General features: G+C 73.7%; 22 protein-coding genes and 1 pseudogene. 10 read left to right on the forward strand and 13 right to left on the reverse strand.

Translation table 11 applies throughout. From position 1 onward, the window contains the following. Positions 1 to 10: 10 nt before the first annotated feature. Together ACIBCA_RS33320 and ACIBCA_RS33325 are read right to left on the reverse strand one after the other, a co-directional pair. Positions 11 to 343: a YnfA family protein gene (locus tag ACIBCA_RS33320; protein WP_396286817.1), complete on the reverse strand. Its 333-nt coding sequence runs from the start codon at positions 341 to 343 to the stop codon at positions 11 to 13. Positions 344 to 372: 29 nt separating this feature from the next. After that, complete coding sequence (locus ACIBCA_RS33325; protein WP_396286818.1) at positions 373 to 1587, reverse strand: pyridoxal phosphate-dependent aminotransferase; 1215 nt, start codon at positions 1585 to 1587, stop codon at positions 373 to 375. Positions 1588 to 1689: 102 nt separating this feature from the next. Between ACIBCA_RS33325 and ACIBCA_RS33330 the strand changes: the two are divergent. Next, positions 1690 to 2052: pseudogene (locus ACIBCA_RS33330) on the forward strand (winged helix-turn-helix transcriptional regulator); the annotation flags it as partial. Between the two features lie 300 nt (positions 2053 to 2352). Further along, positions 2353 to 3132: an SGNH/GDSL hydrolase family protein gene (locus ACIBCA_RS33335; protein WP_396286819.1), complete on the forward strand. Its 780-nt coding sequence runs from the start codon at positions 2353 to 2355 to the stop codon at positions 3130 to 3132. Between the two features lie 133 nt (positions 3133 to 3265). Here ACIBCA_RS33335 and ACIBCA_RS33340 read toward each other — a convergent pair whose 3' ends face one another. Next, positions 3266 to 3913, reverse strand: a complete 648-nt coding sequence (locus ACIBCA_RS33340; RefSeq protein WP_396286820.1) for a GNAT family N-acetyltransferase — start codon at positions 3911 to 3913, stop codon at positions 3266 to 3268. Between the two features lie 133 nt (positions 3914 to 4046). Between ACIBCA_RS33340 and ACIBCA_RS33345 the strand changes: the two genes are divergently transcribed. Further along, on the forward strand, positions 4047 to 4967 hold the full coding sequence (locus ACIBCA_RS33345) for a pentapeptide repeat-containing protein (RefSeq protein ID WP_396286821.1): 921 nt from the start codon (positions 4047 to 4049) through the stop codon (positions 4965 to 4967). Positions 4968 to 4988: 21 nt separating this feature from the next. Here ACIBCA_RS33345 and ACIBCA_RS33350 read toward each other — a convergent pair whose 3' ends face one another. Next, the gene (locus ACIBCA_RS33350; RefSeq protein WP_396286822.1) at positions 4989 to 5750 is read right to left on the reverse strand and encodes an SDR family oxidoreductase; all 762 of its coding nucleotides are present in this window, start codon (positions 5748 to 5750) and stop codon (positions 4989 to 4991) included. A 182-nt stretch (positions 5751 to 5932) separates the two neighbouring features. On the opposite strand from ACIBCA_RS33350, the gene ACIBCA_RS33355 reads away from it, so the two are divergent. Together ACIBCA_RS33355 and ACIBCA_RS33360 are read left to right on the forward strand one after the other, a co-directional pair. Beyond that, a complete protein-coding gene (locus ACIBCA_RS33355) occupies positions 5933 to 6772 on the forward strand; it encodes a helix-turn-helix transcriptional regulator (protein ID WP_396286823.1) in 840 nt (279 codons plus the stop codon). 63 nt (positions 6773 to 6835) lie between these two features. Then, positions 6836 to 7300: a nuclear transport factor 2 family protein gene (locus ACIBCA_RS33360; RefSeq protein ID WP_396286824.1), complete on the forward strand. Its 465-nt coding sequence runs from the start codon at positions 6836 to 6838 to the stop codon at positions 7298 to 7300. Between the two features lie 84 nt (positions 7301 to 7384). Here the strand turns inward: ACIBCA_RS33360 and ACIBCA_RS33365 are convergent, their stop codons facing one another. Further along, positions 7385 to 8125, reverse strand: coding sequence for a tyrosine-protein phosphatase (locus ACIBCA_RS33365; RefSeq protein ID WP_396286825.1), 741 nt, complete (start codon positions 8123 to 8125; stop codon positions 7385 to 7387). A 109-nt stretch (positions 8126 to 8234) separates the two neighbouring features. Between ACIBCA_RS33365 and ACIBCA_RS33370 the strand changes: the two genes are divergently transcribed. Further along, positions 8235 to 10370, forward strand: coding sequence for a HelD family protein (locus tag ACIBCA_RS33370; RefSeq protein WP_396286826.1), 2136 nt, complete (start codon positions 8235 to 8237; stop codon positions 10368 to 10370). A gap of 191 nt (positions 10371 to 10561) precedes the next feature. Then, positions 10562 to 11116 (forward strand): hypothetical protein, encoded by a 555-nt coding sequence (locus ACIBCA_RS33375; RefSeq protein WP_396286827.1) that lies wholly within the window; start codon positions 10562 to 10564, stop codon positions 11114 to 11116. Positions 11117 to 11165: 49 nt separating this feature from the next. On the opposite strand, the gene ACIBCA_RS33380 is transcribed toward ACIBCA_RS33375, so the two are convergent. Together ACIBCA_RS33380 and ACIBCA_RS33385 are read right to left on the reverse strand one after the other, a co-directional pair. Further along, complete coding sequence (locus tag ACIBCA_RS33380; RefSeq protein ID WP_396286828.1) at positions 11166 to 11801, reverse strand: TetR/AcrR family transcriptional regulator; 636 nt, start codon at positions 11799 to 11801, stop codon at positions 11166 to 11168. 61 nt (positions 11802 to 11862) lie between these two features. Continuing rightward, the gene (locus ACIBCA_RS33385; protein WP_396286829.1) at positions 11863 to 12834 is read right to left on the reverse strand and encodes an aminoglycoside phosphotransferase family protein; all 972 of its coding nucleotides are present in this window, start codon (positions 12832 to 12834) and stop codon (positions 11863 to 11865) included. A gap of 256 nt (positions 12835 to 13090) precedes the next feature. Here ACIBCA_RS33385 and ACIBCA_RS33390 point away from each other — a divergent pair, with 256 nt between their 5' ends. Beyond that, a complete protein-coding gene (locus tag ACIBCA_RS33390) occupies positions 13091 to 15601 on the forward strand; it encodes a Tex family protein (RefSeq protein WP_396286830.1) in 2511 nt (836 codons plus the stop codon). Between the two features lie 128 nt (positions 15602 to 15729). Here the strand turns inward: ACIBCA_RS33390 and ACIBCA_RS33395 are convergent, their stop codons facing one another. The 6 genes from ACIBCA_RS33395 to ACIBCA_RS33420 form a co-directional block, all read right to left on the reverse strand. Next, positions 15730 to 16179 carry an SHOCT domain-containing protein gene (locus ACIBCA_RS33395; RefSeq protein WP_396286831.1) on the reverse strand — a complete coding sequence of 150 codons (450 nt, stop codon included), beginning with the start codon at positions 16177 to 16179 and terminating at the stop codon, positions 15730 to 15732. A gap of 125 nt (positions 16180 to 16304) precedes the next feature. Next, complete coding sequence (locus ACIBCA_RS33400) at positions 16305 to 16907, reverse strand: NUDIX domain-containing protein (RefSeq protein ID WP_396286832.1); 603 nt, start codon at positions 16905 to 16907, stop codon at positions 16305 to 16307. Then, positions 16904 to 18058 (reverse strand): type III polyketide synthase, encoded by a 1155-nt coding sequence (locus ACIBCA_RS33405; RefSeq protein WP_396286833.1) that lies wholly within the window; start codon positions 18056 to 18058, stop codon positions 16904 to 16906. The genes ACIBCA_RS33400 and ACIBCA_RS33405 overlap by 4 nt, the downstream gene beginning before the upstream one ends. A 43-nt stretch (positions 18059 to 18101) precedes the next feature. Continuing rightward, positions 18102 to 19310 carry a cytochrome P450 gene (locus ACIBCA_RS33410; protein ID WP_396286834.1) on the reverse strand — a complete coding sequence of 403 codons (1209 nt, stop codon included), beginning with the start codon at positions 19308 to 19310 and terminating at the stop codon, positions 18102 to 18104. A gap of 156 nt (positions 19311 to 19466) precedes the next feature. Beyond that, positions 19467 to 20198, reverse strand: a complete 732-nt coding sequence (locus ACIBCA_RS33415) for a response regulator (protein WP_396286835.1) — start codon at positions 20196 to 20198, stop codon at positions 19467 to 19469. A 14-nt stretch (positions 20199 to 20212) separates the two neighbouring features. After that, positions 20213 to 21031 carry a sensor histidine kinase gene (locus tag ACIBCA_RS33420; RefSeq protein WP_396286836.1) on the reverse strand — a complete coding sequence of 273 codons (819 nt, stop codon included), beginning with the start codon at positions 21029 to 21031 and terminating at the stop codon, positions 20213 to 20215. A gap of 154 nt (positions 21032 to 21185) precedes the next feature. Between ACIBCA_RS33420 and ACIBCA_RS33425 the strand changes: the two genes are divergently transcribed. Next, positions 21186 to 21911 carry an ABC transporter ATP-binding protein gene (locus ACIBCA_RS33425; RefSeq protein WP_396286837.1) on the forward strand — a complete coding sequence of 242 codons (726 nt, stop codon included), beginning with the start codon at positions 21186 to 21188 and terminating at the stop codon, positions 21909 to 21911. Then, positions 21908 to 24220: an ABC transporter permease gene (locus ACIBCA_RS33430; RefSeq protein ID WP_396286838.1), complete on the forward strand. Its 2313-nt coding sequence runs from the start codon at positions 21908 to 21910 to the stop codon at positions 24218 to 24220. The genes ACIBCA_RS33425 and ACIBCA_RS33430 overlap by 4 nt, the downstream gene beginning before the upstream one ends. Positions 24221 to 24294 lie beyond the last annotated feature (74 nt).

Genomic DNA, 24294 nt, shown 5'->3' on the forward strand with positions numbered 1-24294 from the left:
AGATCCCCCCTCAGCGTCGGGGCCCGTACATGATCACGGCGACCCCGGCCAGGCAGACCAGCGCGCCCACCACGTCGTAGCGGCTGGGCCGGAAGCCGTCCACGGCCACGCCCCACAGCAGTGACCCGGCCACGAACACCCCGCCGTACGCGGCCAGCACCCGGCCGAAGTCCGCGTTCGGCTGCAGCGCCGCGACGAAGCCGTACGCGCCGAGCGCCACCACGCCCAACCCGGCCAGCCACCACGGCCGTTGCTCGCGCACGCTCTGCCAGACCAGCCAGCAGCCGCCGATCTCGGCGAGCGCGGCGAGGACGAACAGGGCGGCGGAGCGCAGGACGGTCATGCGGCCGAGCGTAGGCCCTGTCCAGGCGCTCAGACCTGCCGGTACGTCGCCAGGAAGCGCCCGATCCGGTTGATCGCCGTCTCCAGGTCGTCGGCGCGCGGCAGGGTGACGAAGCGGAAGTGGTCCGGGCGCGGCCAGTTGAAGCCGGTGCCCTGGACGACGTGGATCTTCTCGCGCAGCAGCAGGTCCAGGACGAACCGCTCGTCGTCCACGATCCTGTGCACGGCCGGGTCGAGCCTGGCGAAGGCGTACAGCGCGCCCTTGGGCTTGACGCAGCTGACGCCCGGGATCTCGTTGAGCGCCTTCACCGCGATGTCGCGCTGCTCGGTGAGCCGGCCGCCGGGCAGGACCAGGTCGTTGATGGACTGGTGGCCGCCGAGCGCCGCCTGCACGGCGTACTGGGCGGGCACGTTGGGGCACAGCCGCATGCCGGAGAGCATGGTGAGGCCCTCCAGGTAGTCGGAGGCGTGCTGCTTGGGACCGGAGACGACCAGCCAGCCGCTGCGGAAGCCCGCCACCCGGTAGGACTTGGAGAGTCCGTTGAAGGTGAGGGTGAGCACGTCGTCGGCGAGCGCGGCCAGGCAGTGGTGCTCGGCGTCGTCGTAGAGGATCTTGTCGTAGATCTCGTCGGCCAGGACCATCAGGTGGTGACGGCGGGCCAGGTCGAGGATGCCCTCCAGCAGCTCCTTCGGGTAGACCGCGCCCGTGGGGTTGTTGGGGTTGATGACGACGATGGCCTTGGTGCGGGCGGTGATCTTGGCGGCGATGTCGTCGAGGGCCGGGTACCACTCGGCCTCCTCGTCGCACAGGTAGTGCACGGCCTTGCCGCCGGCCAGCCGCACCGCCGCCGTCCACAGCGGGTAGTCGGGCATCGGCACGAGCACCTCGTCGCCGTCGTCCACCAGCGCGGTGACGGCCATCTGGATGAGCTCGGAGGCGCCGTTGCCGAGGTAGACGTCGTTGACGGTGACGCCCTGGACACCGCGCTGCTGGTAGTACTGCACGACCGCGCGCCGGGCGGGCAGGATGCCGCGCGAGTCGCTGTAGCCGTGGGCGCGCGGGAGGTTGCGGATGATGTCCTGGATGATCTCCTCCGGCGCGTCGAAGCCGAACGGCGCCGGGTTGCCGGTGTTGAGGCGCAGCACGCTGTGCCCGGCTTCCTCCAGGGCGTTGGCCTGGTCGACCACCGGGCCCCGGATCTCGTAACACACGTCGTTCAGCTTGCTCGACTGCCGAAACTCCATCTGCGGCCTCCCGACCGTCGTCAACCGCCAGATTCGCTGCTGATGCTTTGTTCTACCAAGTGAGTACTTGGAAAGTCCAACCTCTTGGCTATGCTGATCCTCATGTCACGCCGAAGCTACGACCAGTACTGCGCCGTCGCCCGCGCCCTGGACGCGGTGGGGGAGCGCTGGAGCCTCCTGATCGTCCGTGAACTCCTCGACGGCCCGCGCCGCTACACCGACCTGCACGCCGACCTGCCCGGCGTCTCCACCGACATCCTCGCCACCCGGCTCAAGCAGCTCGAGGGCGACGGCCTCGCGACCCGGCGCAAGCTGGAGCGCCCGGCCAGCGGCACGGTGTACGAGCTGACCGGGCGAGGGCGCGAACTGCGGCCCGTGATCGAGGCGCTGGGGCAGTGGGGCCTGCCCGCCCTGGGTGAGCAGCGGCCCACCGACGCGGTGCGCGAGCACTGGGTCACGGCTCCGGGCGCGGCCGTCGCGGTGTGAATGCCGGGTGAGCGCGCCGCGGGGTGCGATCACCCGGGGCGATCACCCGGGGCGGGCAGGCGGCTGGGCTGGGCTGGGCTGGGAGGTTGAGAGGGGCGGCGGCAAGGCCCCCGTCGCCGGCCGCCGCCCCGTGTGTCCAGGATGGCGCGAGCCGATAAACGGACACTCGACGCCGAATGAGCGTGCGCCGCCCCGCGCGCGCCCCGGCACGTGCGCCCCCGTACGATCGTCGGACCGTCGATACCCGTCGGTACTTCCGGGAAGAAACGGAGCCGGCCCGTGCCCACCACGCACCGCAGCTACACCAGTTACGTCGCGGTCGGCGACTCCTTCACCGAAGGCATGTGCGACGACCTGCTCGACGACGGGCAGTACCGCGGCTGGGCCGACCGCGTCGCCACCGAACTCGCCGCCGAGACCCCCGGCTTCCGCTACGCCAACCTCGCCGTCCGCGGCAAGCTCATCGGTCAGATCCACGACGAACAGCTCGCCCCCGCCGCCGCCATGGGCGCCGAACTCGTCACCCTCGCCGGCGGCCTCAACGACGTGCTGCGCCCGGGCTGCGACCTCGACCGCGTCGAACGCCTCCTCGGCCACTGCGCCACCGAACTGCGTGCCACCGGCGCCACGGTCGTGCTGTTCACCAGTACCGACCCCACCCGCCGCCTCGCGGGCAGCGCCCGGCTGCTGCCCGCCATCCTGCGGATGAAGGCCTTCGTGCAGGAGATCGGACAGCAGGACGGCATCGCCGTCGTCGACCTCTTCTCCGCGCCCTGCTTCGACGACCGCCGCCTCTGGGACGAGGACCGCCTGCACCTCTCGCCCGAAGGCCACCGCCGCGTCGCCGCCGGCGTCCTGGAGGCCCTCGGCCGCCCCGCCGCCTTCGACTGGCGCGCCCCGCTCCCGGCCGCCGCCCCCGCCGGCCGCACCGAGAAGCTCCGCTCCGACGCCCGCTGGCTGCGCACCCACCTCGGCCCGTGGATCGGCCGCCGCCTCACCGGCCGCTCCTCCGGCGACGGCCGCCCGCCGAAGCGGGCGGAGCTGCTGCCGTACGCGTAGGCCCGGCGGTCGTACTACGGATGTCGTGCCACTACCGCAGTAGTGGCACGACATCCGTAGTGCCCGTGTCGTGCGCCTCCGCGCGGGCTTGTGCGGGCTCGTGTGGGCTCGCGTGGGCTTGTGCGGGAGGGTTTCAGCCCTCGTCCGTGAGGACGAAGCTGGCCATCGGGGAGCGGGTGGCCCAGCCCATCGTGCGGTAGAGCGCCTGGCCCTCCGGGGTGCCGACCAGCACCCCCGTGCGGGCGCCGCTCTCGTACGCGGCGGACTGCAGGGTGCGCATCACCAGCCGGCCCAGGCCCCGGCGGCGGTGCCCGGGGTTGGTCGTGATCTGGTCCGCGACGGCGATCGGGCCGGCCAGGCCCACCTGGCCCCGGGCGGCCTGGTGGCCGTCCGTCGTGCGCACCAGCGCGCGCAGGACTCCGCCGCGTTCCCAGGTGGTCACGGTGTACCCGGCCGGGGTGAGGGCGCGTTCCGGGGTGAGCGAGGTGGTCATCAGGAAGCCGGGCAGGTCGAGCTTCCAGCGCGGGTCCAGCCAGGGGCGGACCACGGCGTCCTCGGTGAACACCTTGAGCCAGGTGGTCGGGGCGGTCGTCTCCTCGGCGATCTTGCGGACCTCGGCCTCGGTGGGCTCCGGCAGCACGTGCCGGCCCACCTCCCGGTCCGGCGCGCCGACGTCGATCGTCCAGCCCCAGGGCTGCGCCACCGGGTCGGAGGCCCCGCGCGAGACCGTCCAGCCCGAGATCCAGGCGTGGACCAGCTCGGTGATGTTCGCTTCCAGCATGCTGCCGCCCCCGGTGAGGTAATGGTCGCTAAAGATGATCAGACCTTACCCGGAAGGAGGTGCTCCTGCCCAGTAGGATTTGTGGGTTCATGGCGCCGGGCCGGCGCCTTCGCAGGTGGAAGGACCCCGGACCGTGCCCGAGACCGCGCCCGAGACCGCGCCCGAGAGCGGGGCGACCCCGCTCGACTCCGACTGCCGCAACTGCTTCGGGCTCTGCTGCGTCGCCCTGCCGTTCGCCGCCGGCACCGACTTCGCGGCCGACAAGCGGGCCGGCAGCCCCTGCCGCAACCTGAACGCCGACTTCGGCTGCGGCATCCACGAACGCCTGCGCGGCGAGGGCTACCCCGGCTGCACCGTCTACGAGTGCTTCGGCGCCGGGCAGCGCGTCTCCCAGGTCACCTTCGGCGGACGCAGCTGGCGCGAGGAGCCCGAGAGCGCGGCGCCCATGTTCGAGGTCTTCCCGATCGTGCGCCAGCTCCACGAGCTGCTCCGCCACCTCACCGAGGCCCTCACCCTCGACGCCGCCCGCCCCCTGCACGGGGAACTGCGCGCGGCCCTGGAGGAGACCGACCGCCTCGCCGGGGGCACCCCCGAGGAGATCCGGGCCGTCGACGTCCCGGCCCTGCGCGGCCGCATCGCCGAACTCCTGCTGCGCGCCAGTGAACTGGCCCGCGCCTCGGTGCCCCGCCGCCGCGAGCACCGCGGCGCCGACCTCTTCGGCGCCCGCCTGCGCGGCGCCGACCTGCGCGGGGCGAGTCTGCGCGGGGCCCTCCTCGTCGCCGCCGACCTGCGCGGCGCCGACCTGCGCCTGGCCGACCTCACCGGTGCGGACCTGCGCGACGCGAACCTCGCCGGCGCCGACCTGAGCACGGCCCTGTTCCTCACCCAATCCCAGCTCACCGCCGCCCGCGGCGACACCGCCACCCTCCTGCCCGGCTCCCTCACCCGCCCGGCCCACTGGGCCACCGCGGCCACCGCCGCCTCCACCGCCAAGGCCACCGCCGCCGCCCCGGCGGCGAAGAAGGCCCCCACGCGCCGCCCCCGCCGCCGCTGACCGGTCCGTGGGCGGCCCGGCTCAGGCCTGCCGGGTCGGCAGCACGACCACCTGCCGCAGGTTGACGTGCGCGGGGCGGCTGGCGACGAAGCCGACGACGTCCGCGATCTCCTCGGCGGACAGCCCGCCGATGGCCTCGAACATGCCCCGGAGCTGCTCCGACAGGGCGGCGTTGTCCACGTGCTGACCCAACTCGGTCTCGGTCAGGCCGGGTTCGATGTTGGTGACACGGACGTCACGGGGGCCGAGCTCGGTGCGCAGCAGGGTCGAGAGATGGGTGAGCGCGGCCTTGGTGGCGCCGTAGACCGCGTAGTTGGGGAACGTGGCGTGGGCGGCGATCGAGGAGATGTTGACCAGGTCGGCGGGCCGGCCGGCCGCCGCCGCGGCGGTGAGGTCGGCGGTGAACGCGCGGATGATCCGCAGGGCGCCGGTGACGTTCGTGTCGATCATCCGGGTCCACTCGTCGACCCGCCCGTCCTCCAGGGGGTTCGGCAGCATCACCCCGGCGTTGTTGACCACCAGGTCGGCGGCTCCGTGGGCCGCGTGGACGGCCTTGACCGCGGCGTCCACGGACGCCTGGTCGGTGACGTCCACGGGCACGGCGACCGCCCGGCCGCCCGCGGCGGCGATCTCGGCGGCGAGGGCGTCCAGCCGGTCGGCGCGGCGGGACAGCAGCGCCACCCGGGCCCCGTTGGCGGCCAGCAGGCGGGCGGTGGCCGCGCCCATGCCGCTGGCGGCTCCGGTGACGACGGCGGCGCGGTCGGCGAGGGTGGCGTAGCTCATGAAAGGTGCTCCCGGTCGTGTGACGGACTGGCGGACGGATGGCCGGCCAGTGCGTGTCCCGGCCGGTGAGCTCCACTGTGCGGGCGGCCGGGGCGGCTACCCAGGGCTGCGCTTTTCCTGGGTCTGCCGGTACCAGGCTCGGGGGTGCCCGGCCCTTGGGGTGGCCATCTAGGCTCGGGGCCATGGACAACGACCTCGGGGGTTTCCTCCAGTTGCGACGCGCCCGCATCCGGCCCGAGGACGTCGGGCTGCCCTCCCACGGGCGGCGCCGGGTGCCGGGGCTGCGCCGTGAGGAGGTCGCGCAGCTCGCCGGGGTCAGCGTGGACTACTACATCCGCCTGGAGCAGGGCCGTGGGCAGAACGTGTCGGACGCGGTCCTGGAGGCGATCGGCCGGGTGCTGCGGCTCGACGACACCGAGCAGGCCCATCTGCGGCACCTGATCCGCCCGGCGCGCACCGCCCGCCGCAGCGCGTCCCACGGCCGGCAGGCCGTACGCCCGGGGCTGCAGCTGCTGCTGGACTCCATGACCGGCACCCCGGCGTTCGTGCTGGGCCGGCGGATGGACGTCCTGGCGTGGAACGCGCTCGCCGACGCCCTCGCCGGCTTCTCCGCCAAGACCCCCGACGGACGCAACCAGGCCCGGCAGGTGTTCCTCGACCCGACCGCGCGCGCCTGCTACCCGGACTGGGCCGCCGTCGCCGCCGAGACGGTCGCCTACCTGCGCCTGGACGCCGGCCGGCACCCGGATGACCCGGCGCTGTCCGCCCTGGTCGGCGAACTCTCCGTGAAGAGCGAGGACTTCCGCCGCCTGTGGGCCGACCACCAGGTCAGGGAGAAGACGTACGGCGTGAAACGCATGATCCACGCCCTCGCCGGAGAGCTGGAGTTCGGCTACGAGAGCCTGGCCCTCCCGGGCGACCCGGACCAGTTGCTCGTCGCCTACACCTTCTCCCCGGGCACGCCGACCGCCGAACGCCTGGCCCTGTTGGCCAGTTGGACCGCGGAGGCGGCGGCCCGATAGCCGGTTCCGGCTCGTGGGGAAAACGGGTTGGCGGTTCGTCGAGTGCGGTTGGTAGGAAGGGGCATGAGTGCTGAGAGTGCCCTCGGCCCGGTCGAGCGGATGCTCGCGGAGCGGGCCTGCGAGCGGGTCGTCGTCGAGTTCGCCCACCGGCTCGACCTCGGCGAACCCGGGTCCGTGGCGGAGCTGTTCACGCCCGGTGGGGTGTGGTGCTGGCCGGGCGGGGAGCGGCGGGTGGAGGGGCGCGAGGCGCTGCGGGCGTACTTCGGTGCGCGGCCGGTGGACCGGCTGTCGCGGCGGCTGATGACCAACCTGCTGGTGGCGGTGGAGTCCCCGGTGGCGGCGCGGGCGGTGTCGTACCTGTCGACGTACCGGGTGGACGGGTACACCGGCGGGATGGTCGAGCCGCGAACGCCGACGCAGGTGGGGCACTACGAGGACGTGTTCGAGGTGGTCGACGGCGCCTGGCTGCTGGCCTCCCGGACCGTGCACCTGCCGTTCGGTGCGGAGACGGCGCGGCTCGCGGGCTGAGCCGGGGCCGGGCCCCCGCGCACAGGAAGTCGGCCCCGCCGACTTCCTGTGCGCGGGGGCTCAGTGGCTCAGTGGCTCAGTGGCTCATGCGGCGGTGAGCAGGTTGGCGCGCAGGGTGGCGGCCTGGGACTCGTCGATGCCGAGGGGGCCGGTGAGGTACGCCTCGACGGAGCCGTGGCGGGCGGTGAGGTCGGCGAGGGTGAGGCGGATGACGGTCTCGGGGGCGCGGCCGTAGGCGGGCCAGCGCAGGGTGCGGCCGGGGTGGGCGGCGTGCCAGTCGGCGACCAGCCGGGGGGTGGCGCGTTCGGTGAGGGCGAAGTCGGCGGCGATGTGGTCCTCGCCGACGCCGAGGAGGGTGAGCAGCAGGGCGGCGATCAGGCCGGTGCGGTCCTTGCCCGAGGCGCAGTGGAAGGCGACGGGGCCCTCGGCGGTGGCGATCACGTCCAGGGCCTGGCGGATCTCCTTGGCGCCGTCCTCGGCGACCTCGGCGAAGCGGTCCGCGAGGTAGCGCCAGGGGTCGAGGTCGGGGTCGATCTCGGCCTGGTCGTACGGGCGGTGCTCGATGGAGAGGTTGTGGTAGGCCAGCCCGTCGAACTCCGGCACCCGGCCCTTGGCGGAGATCTCCCAGGGGTAGCGCAGGTCGATGACCGTGCCGACGCCGAGGGCCCGCAGCCGGGCGAGGTCGGCGGGGGAGGCGGCGAGCTTGCCGAGGGAGTCGGAGCGGTAGAGCCGGCCCCAGCGGACCGTCCGGCCGTCGGCGGCCGGATAGCCGCCCAGGTCGCGGAAGTTGTGCAGGGTCTCGAAGCGGTGGTGACGCGTCGTCATGTGCAGAAAGGGTAGCGGTTGGCGCGGATCGTGTGACCGGAGCAGATTTCTTACCGATGAAAACTCTTGACCTGGTTCAGTTATGCTGGAGGGAGAGGAGGTAGGAGCGATGAGCGAGCATGCGAACCGCGTCGGCAGCATCAGCGGCGTCGGCGCCATCGGCGCCATCGACGGCATCGACGGCATCGACGGCGAGCTGGCCCGGGAGCGGGCCCATGTCGCCCGGTGCCGGGAGGCGCTGCGGGCGCAGGTCGAGGACGCCGGGTACCAGGTGATCGCGGGCGAGGACGTCTCCGGGGACGGCGCCGGCGCCGAGGACCTCGGCCGGTACCTGCGCACCAGGGCCAGGCGGATGGCCGAGCTGCCGGACAGCCCGGCCTTCTTCGGCCGGCTGGACTTCGGCGACGGCCCCGAGGCCGGCGACCACCGCGGCCAGCGGTACCACCTGGGCCGGCGCCGCATCTCCGAGGACCCGACCGCCCCGCCCTTGGTCGTCGACTGGCGCGCCCCGGTCGCCCGCGCCTTCTACCGGGCGAGCGCCAAGGACCCGTACGGCCTCGCCCGCCGCCGCAGGTTCGGCTGGGCGCCCGCCGCCCTCGGGATGCCGGAGGAGCTCACCGGACTGGAGGACGAGCCCCTCGACCGCCCCGCGCACCGAGCGGCACCCGGCGGCCTGCTGATCACCGAGATCGAACGCCCCCGCACCGGCCCGATGCGCGACATCGTCGCCACCATCCAGCCCGAGCAGGACGAACTGGTGCGCGGCGAGCCCACCGAGTCCGTCTGCGTGCAGGGCGCCCCCGGCAGCGGCAAGACGGCAGTCGGCCTGCACCGCGCCGCCTACCTCCTCTACACCCACCCCCAGCGCCTGCGCCGCGGGGGCCTGCTGGTGATCGGCCCCAACCGCACCTTCCTGCACCACATCGCCGAGGTCCTGCCCTCGCTCGGCGAGGCGAACGTCGCCCAGTGCACCGTCGAGGAACTGGTCGAGGGACTGGTCGAGGGCCACGAGGGCCACGAGGGCCACGAGGTCCGCGCGGAGGACGGCGAGGCGGCCGCCGCCCTCAAGCAGGACGCCCGGATGGCCGAGGTGCTGCGCCGCGCGCTGCTGGCCCGCGTCCGGGTGGAGGGCGCCGAGCCGGTCGTGGTGCCGGAGGGCTCCTACCAGTGGCGACTGCCTGGCGGCCTGCTGGACCGCCTGACCGAGGAGGTCCGCGACCAGGGCGCGCCCTACGCCATCGGCCGGGAGAACCTGCGCACCCGGGTGATGACGGCCCTGCGCGACCGGGCCGAGCGGCGCTCGGGCGTGACCAGCGGGGCGTGGCAGGCCCGGATCGCCCGCAGCCGCCCGGTGCGGGAGTTCCTCGACGCGGCCTGGCCCGCCGTCCGCCCGGCCCAGGTGGTGGCCGAGCTGCTCGGCGACGGGGCGGTGCTGGCGCGGGCGGCGCGGGGCCTGTTGGACGGGCAGGAGCAGGCGGCGCTGCTGTGGGCCAGGCCCCCGCGCTCCTGGAAGAGCGCCCGGTGGTCGCGCGGGGACCTGATGCTGCTGGACGAGGTGGCCGGGCTGATCGAGCGGCCGCCCGGTTTCGGGCACGTGGTGGTGGACGAGGCGCAGGACCTCTCACCGATGCAGTGCCGGGCGATCGCCCGCCGCAGCGGCTTCGGCTCGCTGACCGTCCTCGGCGACCTCGCCCAGGCCACCACCCCCTGGTCGGCCCGCAACTGGCCCGAGCAACTGGCCCACCTCGGGAAGCCGGACGCCTCCGTGGTGGCGCTCAGCACCGGTTTCCGCGTCCCGGCGGCGGTGACGGACCTGACCAACCGGCTGCTGGCGGCGCTCGCGGTGGACGTGCCCCCGGCCGTCTCGCTGCGGCGCGACGGGGAGGTGCGCATCCGGGCGATCGACGGCTCGGGCGACGCACCGGTGGCTGCGGTGCGGCGCGCCCTGGAGCGGGAGGGGTCCGTCGCGGTGATCACCGCCGACGCCGCCGCCGAGCCGACGGCCGCGACCCTGCGCGCCGCCGGGATCGCGCTCGAGCCGGAGGAGGGCGCCCGGGTGACGGTGCTGCCCGCCGCACTGGCCAAGGGCCTGGAGTACGACCATGTGATCGTCCTCGAGCCCGCCGCGATCGTCGAGGCCGAGGAGCGGGGCCTGCACCGGCTCTACGTCGTCCTCACCCGCGCCGTCTCCCGCCTCGACGTCCTGCATGCCCGCCCGCTGCCACTGTCCTTGGGGCGTGTCTGACAATTCCCGCCGGGCGGTCGCCGCCGGGGCACGCACCTCGCCGGCTTCTCGTCAGTCGCCAATGCTCCGCAGTGGCTCCCTCCTCGGCACCGCCGATGCACGCACCCCAACGACGCCCGCTCACCCGACGCCAATTGTCAGACACGCCCTGGCCCCGGAGGCCGTCGGTGCGAACGGTTAGAGTCCGAGACATGCACGTAGACGCAGACGCCGCCGAGACCGCCCGCTGGAACCGGATCGGAGACCTCCTCCCGGACCCGGCCGCCGCGCGGGAGTTCAAGGACGCCCGGCTGATCGGCGAGCAGGAGGCCGGGATCGTCGTGCTGGTCGAGCGTCTGCTCGCCGGGCAGGTGCCGCTCGGCGGCGAGGACCGCGCGCGGATCTCCGTCCTGGCCGAGACCTGGGGCCTGCGGCAGGCGGTCACCCCGGGCCTGGTGCGCTGCCTGGGCGACGGCGGGCCGACCCCCGTGCAGCTGCTCGACGGGGACGCCGACGAGGCCGAGGTGCTGACCGGCCGGCCGGAGCCGGAGCTCGCCGGCCTGGTCCTGGCGCCGTGGATCGGCTGCACCCGCTGCGGCCGGGTCCTGCTGCGCGCCCACGACTGGGAGGACTGGGACGACCTGTCCCAGCACGCCCGGCGCTACGTGATCACCGGGCCCGAGCGCGGGCCGGCCCTGCGGATCCTCCCCGGCGACGCCGCCGAGGAGGCGTTCGCCGCGCTGCTGGAGGACTGCCCGGCCGCGTAGACGGTCAGGCCGCTCAAGCCGGTCGGGCCGGTCAAGCCGTTCAGGCTGCTCAGCCCTGGCCCGCGTACCCCTGGGCCAGCAGGTCGAAGGCGTGGGTCGCGTTGGTGACCGCCTCGAAGTGCAGCTCGTCGGCGCTCTGCCCGTCGTCGCGGATGCGGTGCCAGTTGTGCTCGGCCAGGACGCGCAGGGTGGCGGTGACCTGGGCGGCGAGCAGCGGCGCGGTCAGGGCGCGCGGCCCGGGGACGTCGACGGCGTCCAGCAGGGCCCCGGCGAGGGAGCGCTCGGCGCGGGCCAGGTACTCGGCGCCCCGCGCCGTCAGGGCCGGGGTGCTGCGGGCCAGCTCGCCGAAGGCGAGGACGGCGGGGTGGTCGTTGAGCCCGGTGATCGGGTCGCGCCGGGCGAGGCCGTCCACGAAGTCCCGGTACAGGGCGTCGAGCACCGGCTCGCCAGTGGGCCGGTTCCGGACGACGTCGGCCGTCTGCTCCTGGTGGTCGGCGTAGCGGTGGACGACCAGGTCCTCCTTGGTGGGGAAGTAGCTGAACAGCGTCGGCTTCGACACCTCGGCCGCCGCCGCCACGTCCGCCACCGACACCTGGTCGAACCCGCGCTCCAGGAACAGCGCGATCGCGGCCTCGGAGATCGCCCGCCGCGTCCGTTCCTTCTTGAGTTCCCGCAGTCCGCTCATGGCCCCAGGCTAGCAGTGTGACTTGACCCGGGCAGGTTTCTGACCCGGTCACGTACGGGGCTCACGCGCTGCGGTCGGCGAGCACCTCGCGCAGGACGTGACGGGCGTTGGCGGTGCGAACCGGGTCGGTGTGCCGGTAGTACGGGACGGTGACCGCCGCGATGGAGAAGGCCCAGGCCCGGCCCCGCGCCCAGGTGGCGTCGTCCACGGCCAGCGCGGACCGGAACGCCGGGCGGACGGAGGCGGGCAGCAGGTTCCAGGCCACCATCAGGTCCGAGGTCGGGTCCCCGACACCCATCAGGGCGAAGTCGACGGCCGCGGCCAGCCTCCCGGCCCGGTTGACCAGCAGATTCCCCGGCGTGAGGTCCCCGTGCATCCACACCGGCGGACCGGCGTACTCCGGCAGCCGAAGCGCCTTGTCCCACAGGGCCGTTGCCGCCGCCCCGTCGATCGCCCCGCCCAACTGCGCGATGGCCGCCCGGGTCGCCCCGTCGCGGGAGGCGAGCGGCACGCTGCGGTGCCCGGCCGGGCCGCCGGACGGATTGGCCGAGCGCAGTGCCGTGACGAACGCCGCCAGGTCGCGGGCGAGCCCGGCGGGCGCGGCCACCGCACCGGCCGTCGGGGTGGACCCGCTCAGCCAGCGCAGCACCGACCACTCCCACGGGTACCCGGCGGCGGGCTTGCCGACCGCCAGCGGCACGGGTATCGGCACCGGCAGCCGCGGCGCCAGCCGGTGCAGCCACTGCTGTTCCCGGCGCACGTCCCCCGCCGCCCACTCCACCCGGGGCAGCCGGACGGCGAGTTCGGGCCCGAGCCGGAACATCGCGTTGTCCCCGCTCACCGGGGCCGGGACGCCCGAGACGTCGGAGGCGCGGGAGGCACCCGAGGCGCCCGCCCGGGGCGCGGGCGGCGCCGGTGTCACGGGCGTCACCGGCAGGCCCGACCACTGGGGGAACTGGGCGGAGAGCAACCGCCGCACCAGTGCCGCGTCGAGGGCCGGTTCGGCGGAGTGCATCCGGGCGGCAGCGCACATGCCCGGCAGTGTACGGCGGCGCCCGCGGCCGTTCCGCCGGATTTCCCGAACTGTGCACACTCGTGCGCAGCTCGCGCACAACGGCCGCCAACCCGGCCCTCCCCCAGGAGGTTTGGGTCCGGGAGGAGCCCGCCGACGGTCCACCGACGGCCCGCGCCACGCCCGGTCGCCCCGGGCGCGGCCGGGAGCCGTCACCGGCACCTGCCAGAATGCAGGGCGTACGGCGAAAGCACTGAAGGAGAAGGTGACCGGCTTCGTGACCACGCCAGCCGAACAGGGGGCCCCGCGGGCCCAGCAGGCGATCGAGCGGAAGATCGCCGAGGAACTGGGCGTCCGCGAAGGGCAGGTGAAGGCGGCCGTCGACCTGCTCGACGGCGGCGCCACCGTCCCCTTCGTGGCCCGCTACCGCAAGGAGGTCACCGGCTCGCTGGACGACACCCAGCTGCGCTCCCTCGAGGAGCGGCTGCGCTACCTGCGCGAGCTGGAGGAGCGCCGGGCGGCCGTCCTGGAGTCCATCGAGTCCCAGGGCAAGCTGGACGACGCGCTGCGCGCCCAGGTGCTCGCCGCCGACTCCAAGGCCCGCCTGGAGGACATCTACCTCCCGTACAAGCCCAAGCGCCGCACCAAGGCGCAGATCGCCCGCGAGGCCGGCCTCGAGCCGCTGGCGGACACCCTGCTCGCCGACCCGACCCAGGACCCGGCCGCGCTCGCCGCTCAGTTCCTCAACGAGTCGGTGGCCGACGGCCCCGCGGCCCTGGAGGGCGCCCGCGCCATCCTGGTCGAGCGCTTCGGCGAGGACGCCGACCTCGTCGGCACCCTGCGCGAGCGGATGTGGACGCGCGGACGCCTTGTCGCCACCGTCCGCGACGGCAAGGAGGGCGACGGCGCCAAGTTCGCCGACTACTTCGACTTCGCCGAGCCGTACACCAAGCTCCCCTCGCACCGCATCCTGGCGATGCTGCGCGGCGAGAAGGAGGAGGTCCTCGACCTCGAACTCTCCCCGTTCGACGGCGAGTCCGCGGGCGACCTGCCCGGCGAGAGCGACTACGAGCAGCGCATCGCCGCCCGCTTCGGCGTCGCCGACCACGGCCGCCCGGCCGACAAGTGGCTCGGCGACACCGTCCGTTGGGCCTGGCGCACCCGCATCCTCGTGCGCCTGGGCATCGACCTGCGCTCCCGGCTGCGCGCCGAGGCCGAGGAGGAGGCGGTGCGCGTCTTCGCCGCCAACCTGCGCGACCTGCTGCTCGCCGCCCCCGCCGGCACCCGCTCCACGATGGGCCTGGACCCGGGCTTCCGCACCGGCGTCAAGGTCGCCGTGGTCGACGCCACCGGCAAGGTCGTCGCCTACGAGACGATCTACCCGCACCAGCCCGCCAACAAGTGGGACGCCTCGATCGCGACCCTCGCCGCGCTGGCGAAGAAGCACGACGTGGACCTCGTCGCGATCGGCAACGGCACCGCCTCCCGCGAGACCGACAAGCTCGCCGAGGACCTGATCAAGCGCCACCCCGAGCTCAAGCTCACCAAGGCGATGGTCAGCGAGGCCGGCGCCTCCGTCTACTCGGCCTCCGCGTTCGCCTCCCAGGAGCTGCCCGAGCTGGACGTGTCGATCCGCGGCGCGGTCTCCATCGCCCGCCGCCTCCAGGACCCGCTGGCCGAACTCGTCAAGATCGACCCCAAGTCGATCGGCGTCGGCCAGTACCAGCACGACCTCAGCGAGGTGAAGCTCTCCCGCTCGCTGGACGCCGTGGTCGAGGACTGCGTCAACGCCGTCGGCGTGGACGTCAACACCGCCTCCGCGCCGCTGCTCACCCGGGTCTCCGGCATCACCGGCACGCTCGCCGACAACATCGTGGCCCACCGCGACGCCAACGGCCCGTTCCGCACCCGCAAGCAGCTCAAGGACGTCGCCCGGCTCGGCCCCAAGGCGTTCGAGCAGTGCGCCGGCTTCCTGCGCATCCCCGGCGGCGAGGACCCGCTGGACGCCTCCAGCGTCCACCCCGAGGCGTACCCGGTGGTGCGCCGCATCCTCGCCTCCACCGGCGGGGAGCTGCGCGAGCTGATCGGCAACGGCGAGCGGCTGCGCGCCCTGCGCCCGGCCGACTTCGCCGACGCCACCTTCGGTGTGCCGACCGTCACCGACATCCTCGGCGAGCTGGACAAGCCCGGCCGCGACCCGCGCCCGGCCTTCCGCACCGCGACCTTCAAGGAGGGCGTCGACAAGATCGGCGACCTGGAGGTCGGCATGGTGCTGGAGGGCGTGGTCACCAACGTCGCCGCCTTCGGGGCCTTCGTGGACGTGGGCGTCCACCAGGACGGGCTGGTGCACGTCTCGGCGCTGTCGAGGAACTTCGTCAAGGACCCGCGCGAGGTGGTCAAGCCCGGCGACATCGTCAAGGTCCGGGTGCTGACGGTGGACGTGCCGCGCAAGCGGATCGGGCTCACCCTGCGGCTGGACGACGAGGTCGGCCGCGACCGGGGCGGGGACCGTGGTGGTGACCGGGGCGCTGACCGGGGCGACCGGGGCGAGCGCCAGGCCCGCCCGCCGCGCCAGGAGCGCCGCAGCGGCCAGGGCGGCGGAGGCCGCGGTGGTCAGGGTGGTGGCCAGGGTGGCGGCAACGGTGGCGGTCAGGGCGGCGGCGCCCCCGCGAACAGCGCCATGGCGGACGCCCTGCGCCGCGCCGGCCTGACCAGCGGCGGCAACGGTGGCGGCAACGGTGGCGGCGGTGGTGGCGGCGGCAACGACCGCCGCTCCGGACGGCGCTGAGCGAAGGTCCGACGACATCGGTAGTGCCACGACATCGGTAGTGGCACTACCGATGTAGTCCCGCCGTGCGCCGGAAACGCAACTACGCCAGTAGTGTCACTACTGGCGTAGTTCCGTACCCCGGGTGCTCAGACCAGCAGTTTGTCCTTGGCTCGCTGGTACTCCTCGTCCGAGATGAGGCCCCTGCTCTTGAGGTCGGCCAGCGCCGCCAGGTCGTCCACATGACTCCGCGAGGCGCCGCCACCGCCGGTGCCCCCGCCCTCCGGTCCGCCGTCCGAGGTCGCCGCGTCCCTGATGTACGCCCGTACGGCGGCCTCGGTCTGCTGGGCCTGCGTCAGATCCCGCTTGTGCATCGAGTCACCGCGGGCGATCAGGTACGCGAGCACGCCGATGAGTGGCAGGAGGATCACCAGGATGAGCCAGCCGGCCTTGCCCCAGCCGCTCAGGTCGTGGCTGCGGAAGACGTCCGTGATGATCTTGAACAGCAGGAAGATCCAGAGGATCCAGAGGAACAGCTCCAGCATCGTCCAGAAGATGTTCAGCAGCGGGTAGTCCGCAGCGAGGTGATAGGTGCCCATAGCCGAGAGATATCACCCCAAAACGGGCACCGCCCCGCGCTGATCGGCCGTCCGGGTGATTCCGGGCCCTCGCCGGAATAGCCGGTCGGTAAGAGCCGGTCGGTAAGAGCTGCGGTAAGAGCCGGTCAGTCCCGCCCGGCTCTCCGGCGCAGCTCCACCGCGAGGCCGATCAGCTCGGCCCACCACTCCTCGTGACTGGTCAGCAGGAGCCGCTGCGCCTCCTTCGCCGACACCGTCCGGACCTCGACGACCTGCTCGCCGTCCGCCGGGTTGGTCGGCGTGGAGTCCACCGTGACGTCCGCCCAGCCCCAGAGCCACGCCTTCTCGGGGTGCGGCTGCCACGGCCGGTAGGGCACGAGGTCCTCGGTGCGGCAGCGGTGCGCGCCCAGCCACGCGGGCTCGCCGGTCAGCCGGGCGCCCGCCTCCTCGCGCAGCTCGCGCGTCAGGCAGGAGAGCACGCTCTCGTCCTTCTCCCGGGTGCCGCCGGGCAGGAACCAGTGGTCGCGGTCGTCCCGGCACAGCACCACGCCGCCGTCCTGGAAGCCGACCACGTGGATGTTGGTGACCAGTTCATCCGGCGGCAGCACCGTCGAGAAGAGCGCGTCGTAGCGCCCCCAGGCCCAGTACTGCGGCGCGTGCAACGCCGGGAAGAGCGCGGCGAGTTCGGCGGTTGCGGCGTCTGTTCCGTCGGAGGTCTCGGGGTCGGCCCGATGCGTGGTGTCGGTCATTCGGTGATCGTAGTGCCGGCCGGGAAACGGCGGGGGGCGCTGGGATGGACGATGGTCACCTCGGAGGCGGAGACGATGCGCGGGCGGCGCTGCGGCTCGGCGGGTACGCCCGTCCAACTGCCGAGCGCGATCTCGGCGGTGATGCCCGGTCCGAAGCCGGCGAGGAGCCCGGGGGTGCCGTCCGCGACGCCGCCCTCCGCGAAGAGGCGGGCGAGGGCGTCGAAGACGACGGCGCTGGCGATGTTGCCGCGCTCGGTGAGGGTGGCCCGGCTGTGGCGGAAGGCGGCGGGTTCGAGGCCGAGGAAGCGGCACAGGTCGTCGAGGATGCGCGGCCCGCCCGCGTGGACGATGTAGAAGCCCAGCCCGGAGACGTCCCAGCCGTGTTCGTCGGCGAGGCCGCGCAGCGCGGGGGCGAGCATCTCCATGGTGCCGGGCACCCGCTTGTCCAGCTGGAAGTGGAAGCCGGTCTCCTTGACCCCGTACGAGATCCAGGTCTCGGTGCCGGGGACGAGGTGCGAGCCGTTGCGCTCGATCCGGACGCCGTGGCCGCCCTGTCCGCGCACGACGACGGCCGCGACGGCGTCCCCGAAGAGGCCGTTGGAGAGCAGCGAGCCGACGTCGAGGTCGGTGGGCTGGTAGCAGAGGGAGCAGAACTCGCAGGCCACGATGAGGACGTTGGCGCCCGGGTAGGCGCGGCAGAAGTCGTGCGCCCGGCCGACGGCGGCGCCCCCGGCCGCGCAGCCGAGCTGGGCGATCGGCACCTGGCGGGTGTCGGGGCGAAAGCCCATGGTGTTGATCAGCCAGGCCGTCATGGAGGGCATCATGAAGCCGGTGCAGGAGACGTAGACGATCAGGTCGATGTCCCGGGCGGTCAACTCGGCGTGTCCGAGGGCGCGTTCGACGACCTCGGGGACGCGGCGCTTGGCCTCCCGCTCGTACACCTCGTTGCGGGCCTGGAAGCCCGGGTGGGTGAGGGTCCTGCCGATCGGCTGGACGAGGTGGCGGGTCCGCACCCCGGTGTTCTCGATCAGCCGCAGGGCGAGGCCGAGCCGGGGGTGTCCGGCGTGCAGGGTGCGGGCCAGGTCGAGGGTCTCGTCGAGGGTGATGACGTGCTCGGGTACGGCGACGGCCGGGCGGCACAGTGTGGCCATGGTGTGGGTCTCCCCAGGGTCGGGCGGCGTGGCGGGGGAGGGGTTACCAGGCGAGGGGCAGGGTCTGCGGGAAGCGCCAGATCGAGCCGGACTCCCAGTCGAGCTCGGACGGCGGGACGGCCAGGCGCAGCCGGGGGAAGCGCCGCAGCAGGGTGCCGATGGCGACCTGGAGCTCCATCAGGGCCAGGTGCGAGCCGGGGCAGCGGTGCTGGCCGTGGCCGAAGGTCATGTTGACGGGCCCCTCGGTGCGTTCGAGGTCCAGTTCGTCGGGGTTCTCGTAGACGGACGGGTCCCGGTTGGCGGTGAGGTAGGAGACGTGGACGGCCTCGCCGGCGCGGATGCGCACCCCGCCGAGCTCCACGTCCTCCAGGGCGACCCGGGCGATGCCGACGCCCTGCCGGAAGGGGATGAAGCGCAGCAGTTCCTCCAGGGCCCGCGGCAGCGTCTCGGGCCGGGTGCGCAGCTTGGCGAGCTGCTCGGGGTGGGTGAGCAGGGTGTAGGTGATGTTGCCGAGCTGGTAGGTGCTGGTGTCGTGGCCGGTGACCAGCAGGACCATGGCCATGACGGCCAGTTCGTCGTCGTCCAGCAGTTCCCCGCCGTCGCGGGCGCCGGCCAGGGCGCTGATCAGGTCCTCGCCGGGGGCGGCGCGGCGGGCGGCGGTGAGCTCCGTGAAGTAGGCGCGCAGGCCCGCCTTGGCCTGCTCCTGGCCCTCGCGGCTGCCCGGGCCCATCCGCATCATGGCGACGGCCCAGGCGCGCAGCCGGTCGCGGTCCTCCTCGGGGATCTCCAGCAGCTCGCAGATGGTGTGCAGGGGCAGGCGGGAGGAGAGGAAGCGGTTGAGGTCGGCGGGGGCGCCGTGCTCCTCCATCTCGTCGAGGTAGCCGTCGACGACGGCCTGGGTGCGGGGGCGCATCCGCTCGACCTGGCGGTTGGTGAAGCCCTGGGCGACGAGGCGGCGCAGCCGGTTGTGGGCGGGCGGGTCCATCAGGTTGATGGACTCGGCCTGGGCGATGGCGGCGGGCGTCATGCGCGGCAGGTCGCGCCCGATGCCGGCGGCGCGGCTGAACCGGCGGTCGGTGGTGACGAGTCTGACGTCCTCGTAGCGGGTGGCGAGCCAGGCTTCGCCCTCGCCGTGGGGCAGGCGGATCCTGGCGACCGGGGCCTCGGTGAGCAGCCGCTTGAGGAGGGGGTCGAACTCCAGGCCGTCGGTGTGGTGGAAGGGGCAGTCCCACACGGGGGCGGTGGTGGTCACGGGCCAGTCCAATGGTCTTCGTCGTGTGGGCACGGACATGCCGATGTTCCCCCAGGAGCCGACGGAAATGTGAATCCGTGGGACCATTCCCCCCAACGAGTGAGATGGATGATTGTCGGCCGAATCGGCGTCATGTAGACCGAAGTTGACGATTCGTCAATCGAACGCGCCGGGCGACACCAGCCCCGTCTCGTACGCCAGGACCACCGCCTGCGCCCGGTCGCGCAGGTTCAACTTGGCGAAGATCCGGGCGACATGGGTCTTCACCGTCGACTCGCTGAGGGTCAGCTCGGCCGCCAGCTCGGTGTTGGACAGGCCCCGCCCGAGCAGGGCCAGTACCTCCGCCTCGCGCGGGGTGAGCGGCGCGAGGTCGCGGTGCAGGCGGGGCGCCGCGCCCTCGGCCGCCGGGTCGGGGGCGCCCGCCGCGAAGCGCTCGACCAGGCGCCGGGTGATCGAGGGGGCGAGCAGCGCGTCGCCCGTGTCGACCAGGCGGACGGCGGCGGCCAGGTGCGCCGAGGTGACGTCCTTGAGCAGGAAGGCGCTCGCCCCGGCGGACAGCGCCGCGTAGACGTACTGGTCGAGGTCGAAGGTGGTCAGCATGATCACCCGGCAGCCGGGCACCCGGGCCAGGATGCGGCGGGCCGCCTCCAGCCCGTCCATGACGGGCATCCGGATGTCCAGCAGGGCGACGTCCGGCCGGTGGGCCACGGCCGCGGCCACCGCCTCGGCGCCGTCGCCCGCCTCGGCGACCACGTCGATGCCGCGCGCCGTGAGGATCATCCGGAAACCGGTGCGGACCAGCTCCTGGTCGTCGGCGATCACCACCCGGGGGCGGCGCGGCTGCTCGGCGTCATCCACCGCGCGCTCGTTCATCGCACGCTCGTTCATCGCACTGTCCTCCGTCACGGCCCCTCCAGGGGGATGCGTGCCCTCACCCGGTAGCCGCCGCCGAGCCGGCGCCGGGCGTCCAGGTCCCCTCCGTACACGGCGACGCGCTCGCGCAGGCCGATCAGCCCGCGCCCGGCGCCGTCCGCCCGGGGCTTGGGCGCCCTGGCGGGGTCGCCGGCCAGGACGCTCGGTCCGCTGTTCAGCACCTCCACCCGCAGGTAGTGCTCCGCGTAGCGCACCGTCACCTGGGCCGTCACCCCGTCCCCGTGCTTGAGCGCGTTGGTCAGCGCCTCCTGGACGATCCGGTACGCCGTCACGTCCACCCCGCCCGGCAGCGGCCGCGGCTCGCCCGAGATCCGCACCTCCACCGGCAGTCCGGCGAAGGCGAAGCGGTCGATCAGCGGGCTCAGCCGGCTCAGGCTCGGCTGCGGGGCGAAGTCGTCCGACTCCGCCTCCTCCGTGCCGTCCGCCGCCGGGGCGAGCAGGCCGAGCAGGTGGCGCAGCTCCGTCATGGTGGTGCGGCCCGCCTCCTCGACGGCGGTCATCGCCGCCGCCGCCTCCTCGGGCATGGTGGCCAGCACCTCGCGCGCCGCCCCGGCCTGGACCACCATCAGGCTCACGTTGTGGCTGACGATGTCGTGCAACTCGGCCGCGATCCGCGCCCGTTCGGCGTCCACGGCGGTACGGGCTGCGCTCTCCCGCTCCCGTTCCAGCAGCCAGCCGCGCTCACCCGCCGCCGCCCGGTGGCGCCGCCGCATGCGGACCAGTGCCACCGCCAGCCAGAGCGCCACCGCGCCCGCCACCCCGGCGGCCGTCAAGGCCGCCCAGCTCATCCCCGTTCCCGACACGTGGGACAGCTTCGCAGGTCAGGCCATGATCCACATCATCCGGGGGTGCCGCCCGGATACATCCCCGGTACTACGGCCCGCCGGGGTTACATCCAGGGTGGGACGCCCGGCCGCAGCCGCCCCGCCTACCGTCCTCACCATGAGCAACAACCACGACGGGACCATTCGGGCCGACGACGCGCAGGTCGTCGTCGAGCTGTCCGGCGTCCACAAGGAGTTCGGCGACGCCAAGGCACTCGCCGGCGTCGATCTGCGGATCCGCGCCGGAGAGGCGGTCGCCGTGATGGGCCCCTCCGGCTGCGGCAAGTCCACCCTGCTGAACATGGTGGCCGGCCTCGACCGGCCCACCGCCGGCACCGTCCGGGTGCAGGGCCAGGACCTCGGCGGCCTCAACGAGACGGGCCTCGCACTGTTCCGCCGCCGCAACATCGGGATGATCTTCCAGTTCTTCAACCTGATCGACGACCTGCCGGCTCTCGACAACGTCGCCCTGGCCGCGCAGCTCACCGGCACCAGCGCCCGCCAGGCCCGCCGCCGCGCCCTCGAACTCCTCGACGAACTCGGCGTCGCCCACCGCAAGGACGTCTACCCCGCCACCCTCAGCGGCGGCGAACGCCAGCGCGTCGCCGTCGCCCGGGCCCTGATGAACCGCCCGGCCCTGCTGCTCGCCGACGAACCCACCGGGGCGCTCGACAGCCGCTCCGGCGAGCAGGTGATGGACCTGCTCATCGACCTCAACCAGATGGGGCAGACCCTGCTGATCGTCACCCACGACCCCAACCTGGCCACCCGCTGCGCCAGCCGCCTGGTCGAGGTCGAGGACGGCAAGGTCGCCCGCGAGCGGGCCCTGGAGGCGCAGTCATGACCGGTGCTGTGTGGCGGGCCTCGCGCGCGGCGGTGAAGCGGCGCAGGCTCCAGACCTTCGTCATCGGGCTGGTGGTGCTCTGCTCCACCACCACCGTCGTCCTCGCCCTCGCGGTGATCAGCGCCGCCCGGGCCCCCTTCGACGCGGCCTTCGACGACCAGCGCGGAGCGCACGTCGTCGCCGCCTTCGACCCGGCCAAGGCCCCGGCGGACAAGCTCGCCGCGACCGCGCACCGGCCCGGCGTCGCGGCGGCGGAGGGCCCGTTCGAGCAGGTCGTCGTCCGCATGCCCGTGGACTGGTTCGGCCGCCCGCCCGGCCCGCTCACCCTGGTCGGCCGCAACGCCCCGGCCTCCGGCGCCGTGGACCGGCCCGAACTGCTCACCGGCCGCTGGGCCACCGCCCCCGGCGAGGTGGTCATCCAGCAGCCGTTCAGCGGCTATCCGGACGACAAACTCGGCAAACCGCTCCCCGGCATGCCCGGACTGACCGTCGTCGGCTTCGCCAGCAGCATGAGCGCCTCCGCCGGCGGCTGGGTCACCCCCGAACAGGCCGAGGCCCTGCACCCCACGGGCCTGCAGATGCTCTACCGCTTCACGGACGCCGACGGCGAACGGCAGGTCACCGCCTCCCTCGCCGCCGCCACCGAGGGCCTGCCCGAGGGCGCGCTCGTCAGCGGGCAGTCCTACCTCACGCTCAAGCAGGCGTTCTCCGCCGGCGCCGACGCCTACCTGCCGGTGATGACCGTCTTCGGCGTGCTCGGTCTGGTCGTCGCCGTCCTGATCGTCGGCAACGTGGTCAGCGGCGCGGTCGTCTCCGGCTACCGGCACATCGGGGTGCTCAAGTCCATCGGCTTCACCCCGCGCCAGGTCGTCACCGTCTACCTGACCATGGTCTCCGTACCCGCCGTCGCCGGCACGATCCTCGGCACGGCGGCCGGCTGGGCGCTCGCCGGGCCGATCGTCAAGATGGCCTTCACCGGCATCATGACCGGCACCGCCGTCGTCGAGCCCGCCGGCTGGCTGCCCGTGGCCACCCTGCTCGGCGTACCGCTGCTCGTCGCCCTCGCCGCCTTCGTCCCCGCCTCCCGCGCCCACCGGCTCTCCGCCACCGAGGCGATCTCCGCCGGCAGCGCGCCCCGGGCCGGGCGCGGGCTCAAGGTCCAGCGCTGGCTCAGCGGCACCCGGCTGCCGCGCGCCGTCAGCCTCGGCCTGGGCCAGCCCTTCGCCCGCCCGGCGCGCAGCGCGCTCACCATGTCGGCGATCGTCCTCGGCGTCGTCACCGTCACCGTGACCACCGGGCTCAGCGCCACTCTGGCCCGGGCCATGGGCGGCCCGGACACCGACAGCGCGGGCCGCACGTACGTCCACGTCCAGACCGGCCACTTCGTCAACAAGAACGTCGTGTCGAAACTGACCCCGGAGCAGACCGAGGCCGCGCTGCGCACCGCCCCCGGCGCGGAGAAGGTCACCTCCCGGGGGCTCACCGAGGCGAGCGTCGTCGGCTTCAACCAGCCCGTCTTCCTGGACATCTACGGCGGTGACGAGGCGAAGGTCAAGCTCCACGTCGTCGAGGGCCGCGCCGCCACCGGGCCCGGCGAGGTCCAGGCGGGGCCCGCCTTCCTCGACCAGCACGGACTCAAGCTCGGCGACCGGATCACCGTCGAGGTGGAGGGCCGGCAGCAGAGCGTCACCATCGTCGGGGGGGAACTCCAGGGCAACGCCCGGGCGATCTCCACCAACGACGCCACCAGGGCCCTGTTCACCGAGGACCGGCACGTCGTCGAGTACTGGGTCAGGCTCGCGGAGGGTACCGACCCGGCGGCTTACACCAAGGCCGTCACCGAGGCCGACCCGAGCCTCGTCGCCGAGGTGTCCACGGTGACCATGGCCGCGCCCGTCACCGCGATCATCAGCTTCAGCACCGTCTTCACGATCCTGCTGTCGGTGGTCGCCTCGCTCGGCGTCTTCAACACCGTGCTGCTCAGCATCCGCGAACGCCGCCGCGACCTCGGCATGCTGAAGTCGATCGGGATGACGCCCCGCCAGGTCGTCGCGATGACCGTCACCTCGGTGGCCTGGCTCGGCGCCGTCAGCGGAATCATCGGGATCCCGCTCGGCATCCTGGCGCACCGGCTCATGTGCCAGAACATCCGGATCATGAACTTCCCCGAGTCGATGATCGACGTCTGGGGCGCGCCCCTGCTTACGGGCCTCGCCTGCGCGGGCGTGGTGATCGCCGTCCTCGGCGCCCTCGTCCCGGCCCGCTCGGCGGCGCGGCTGCCCATCGCGGAGGTGCTGCACAACGAGTGAGCCTCCGGGACCGGGACCGGGACCGGGGCAGGGGCGGCGGAGGCCGGGCGGGGAACCGTCCGGCTTTCGCCCTG

Source organism: Kitasatospora sp. NPDC051170 (genome assembly GCF_044455705.1).
GTDB lineage: Bacteria > Actinomycetota > Actinomycetes > Streptomycetales > Streptomycetaceae > Kitasatospora.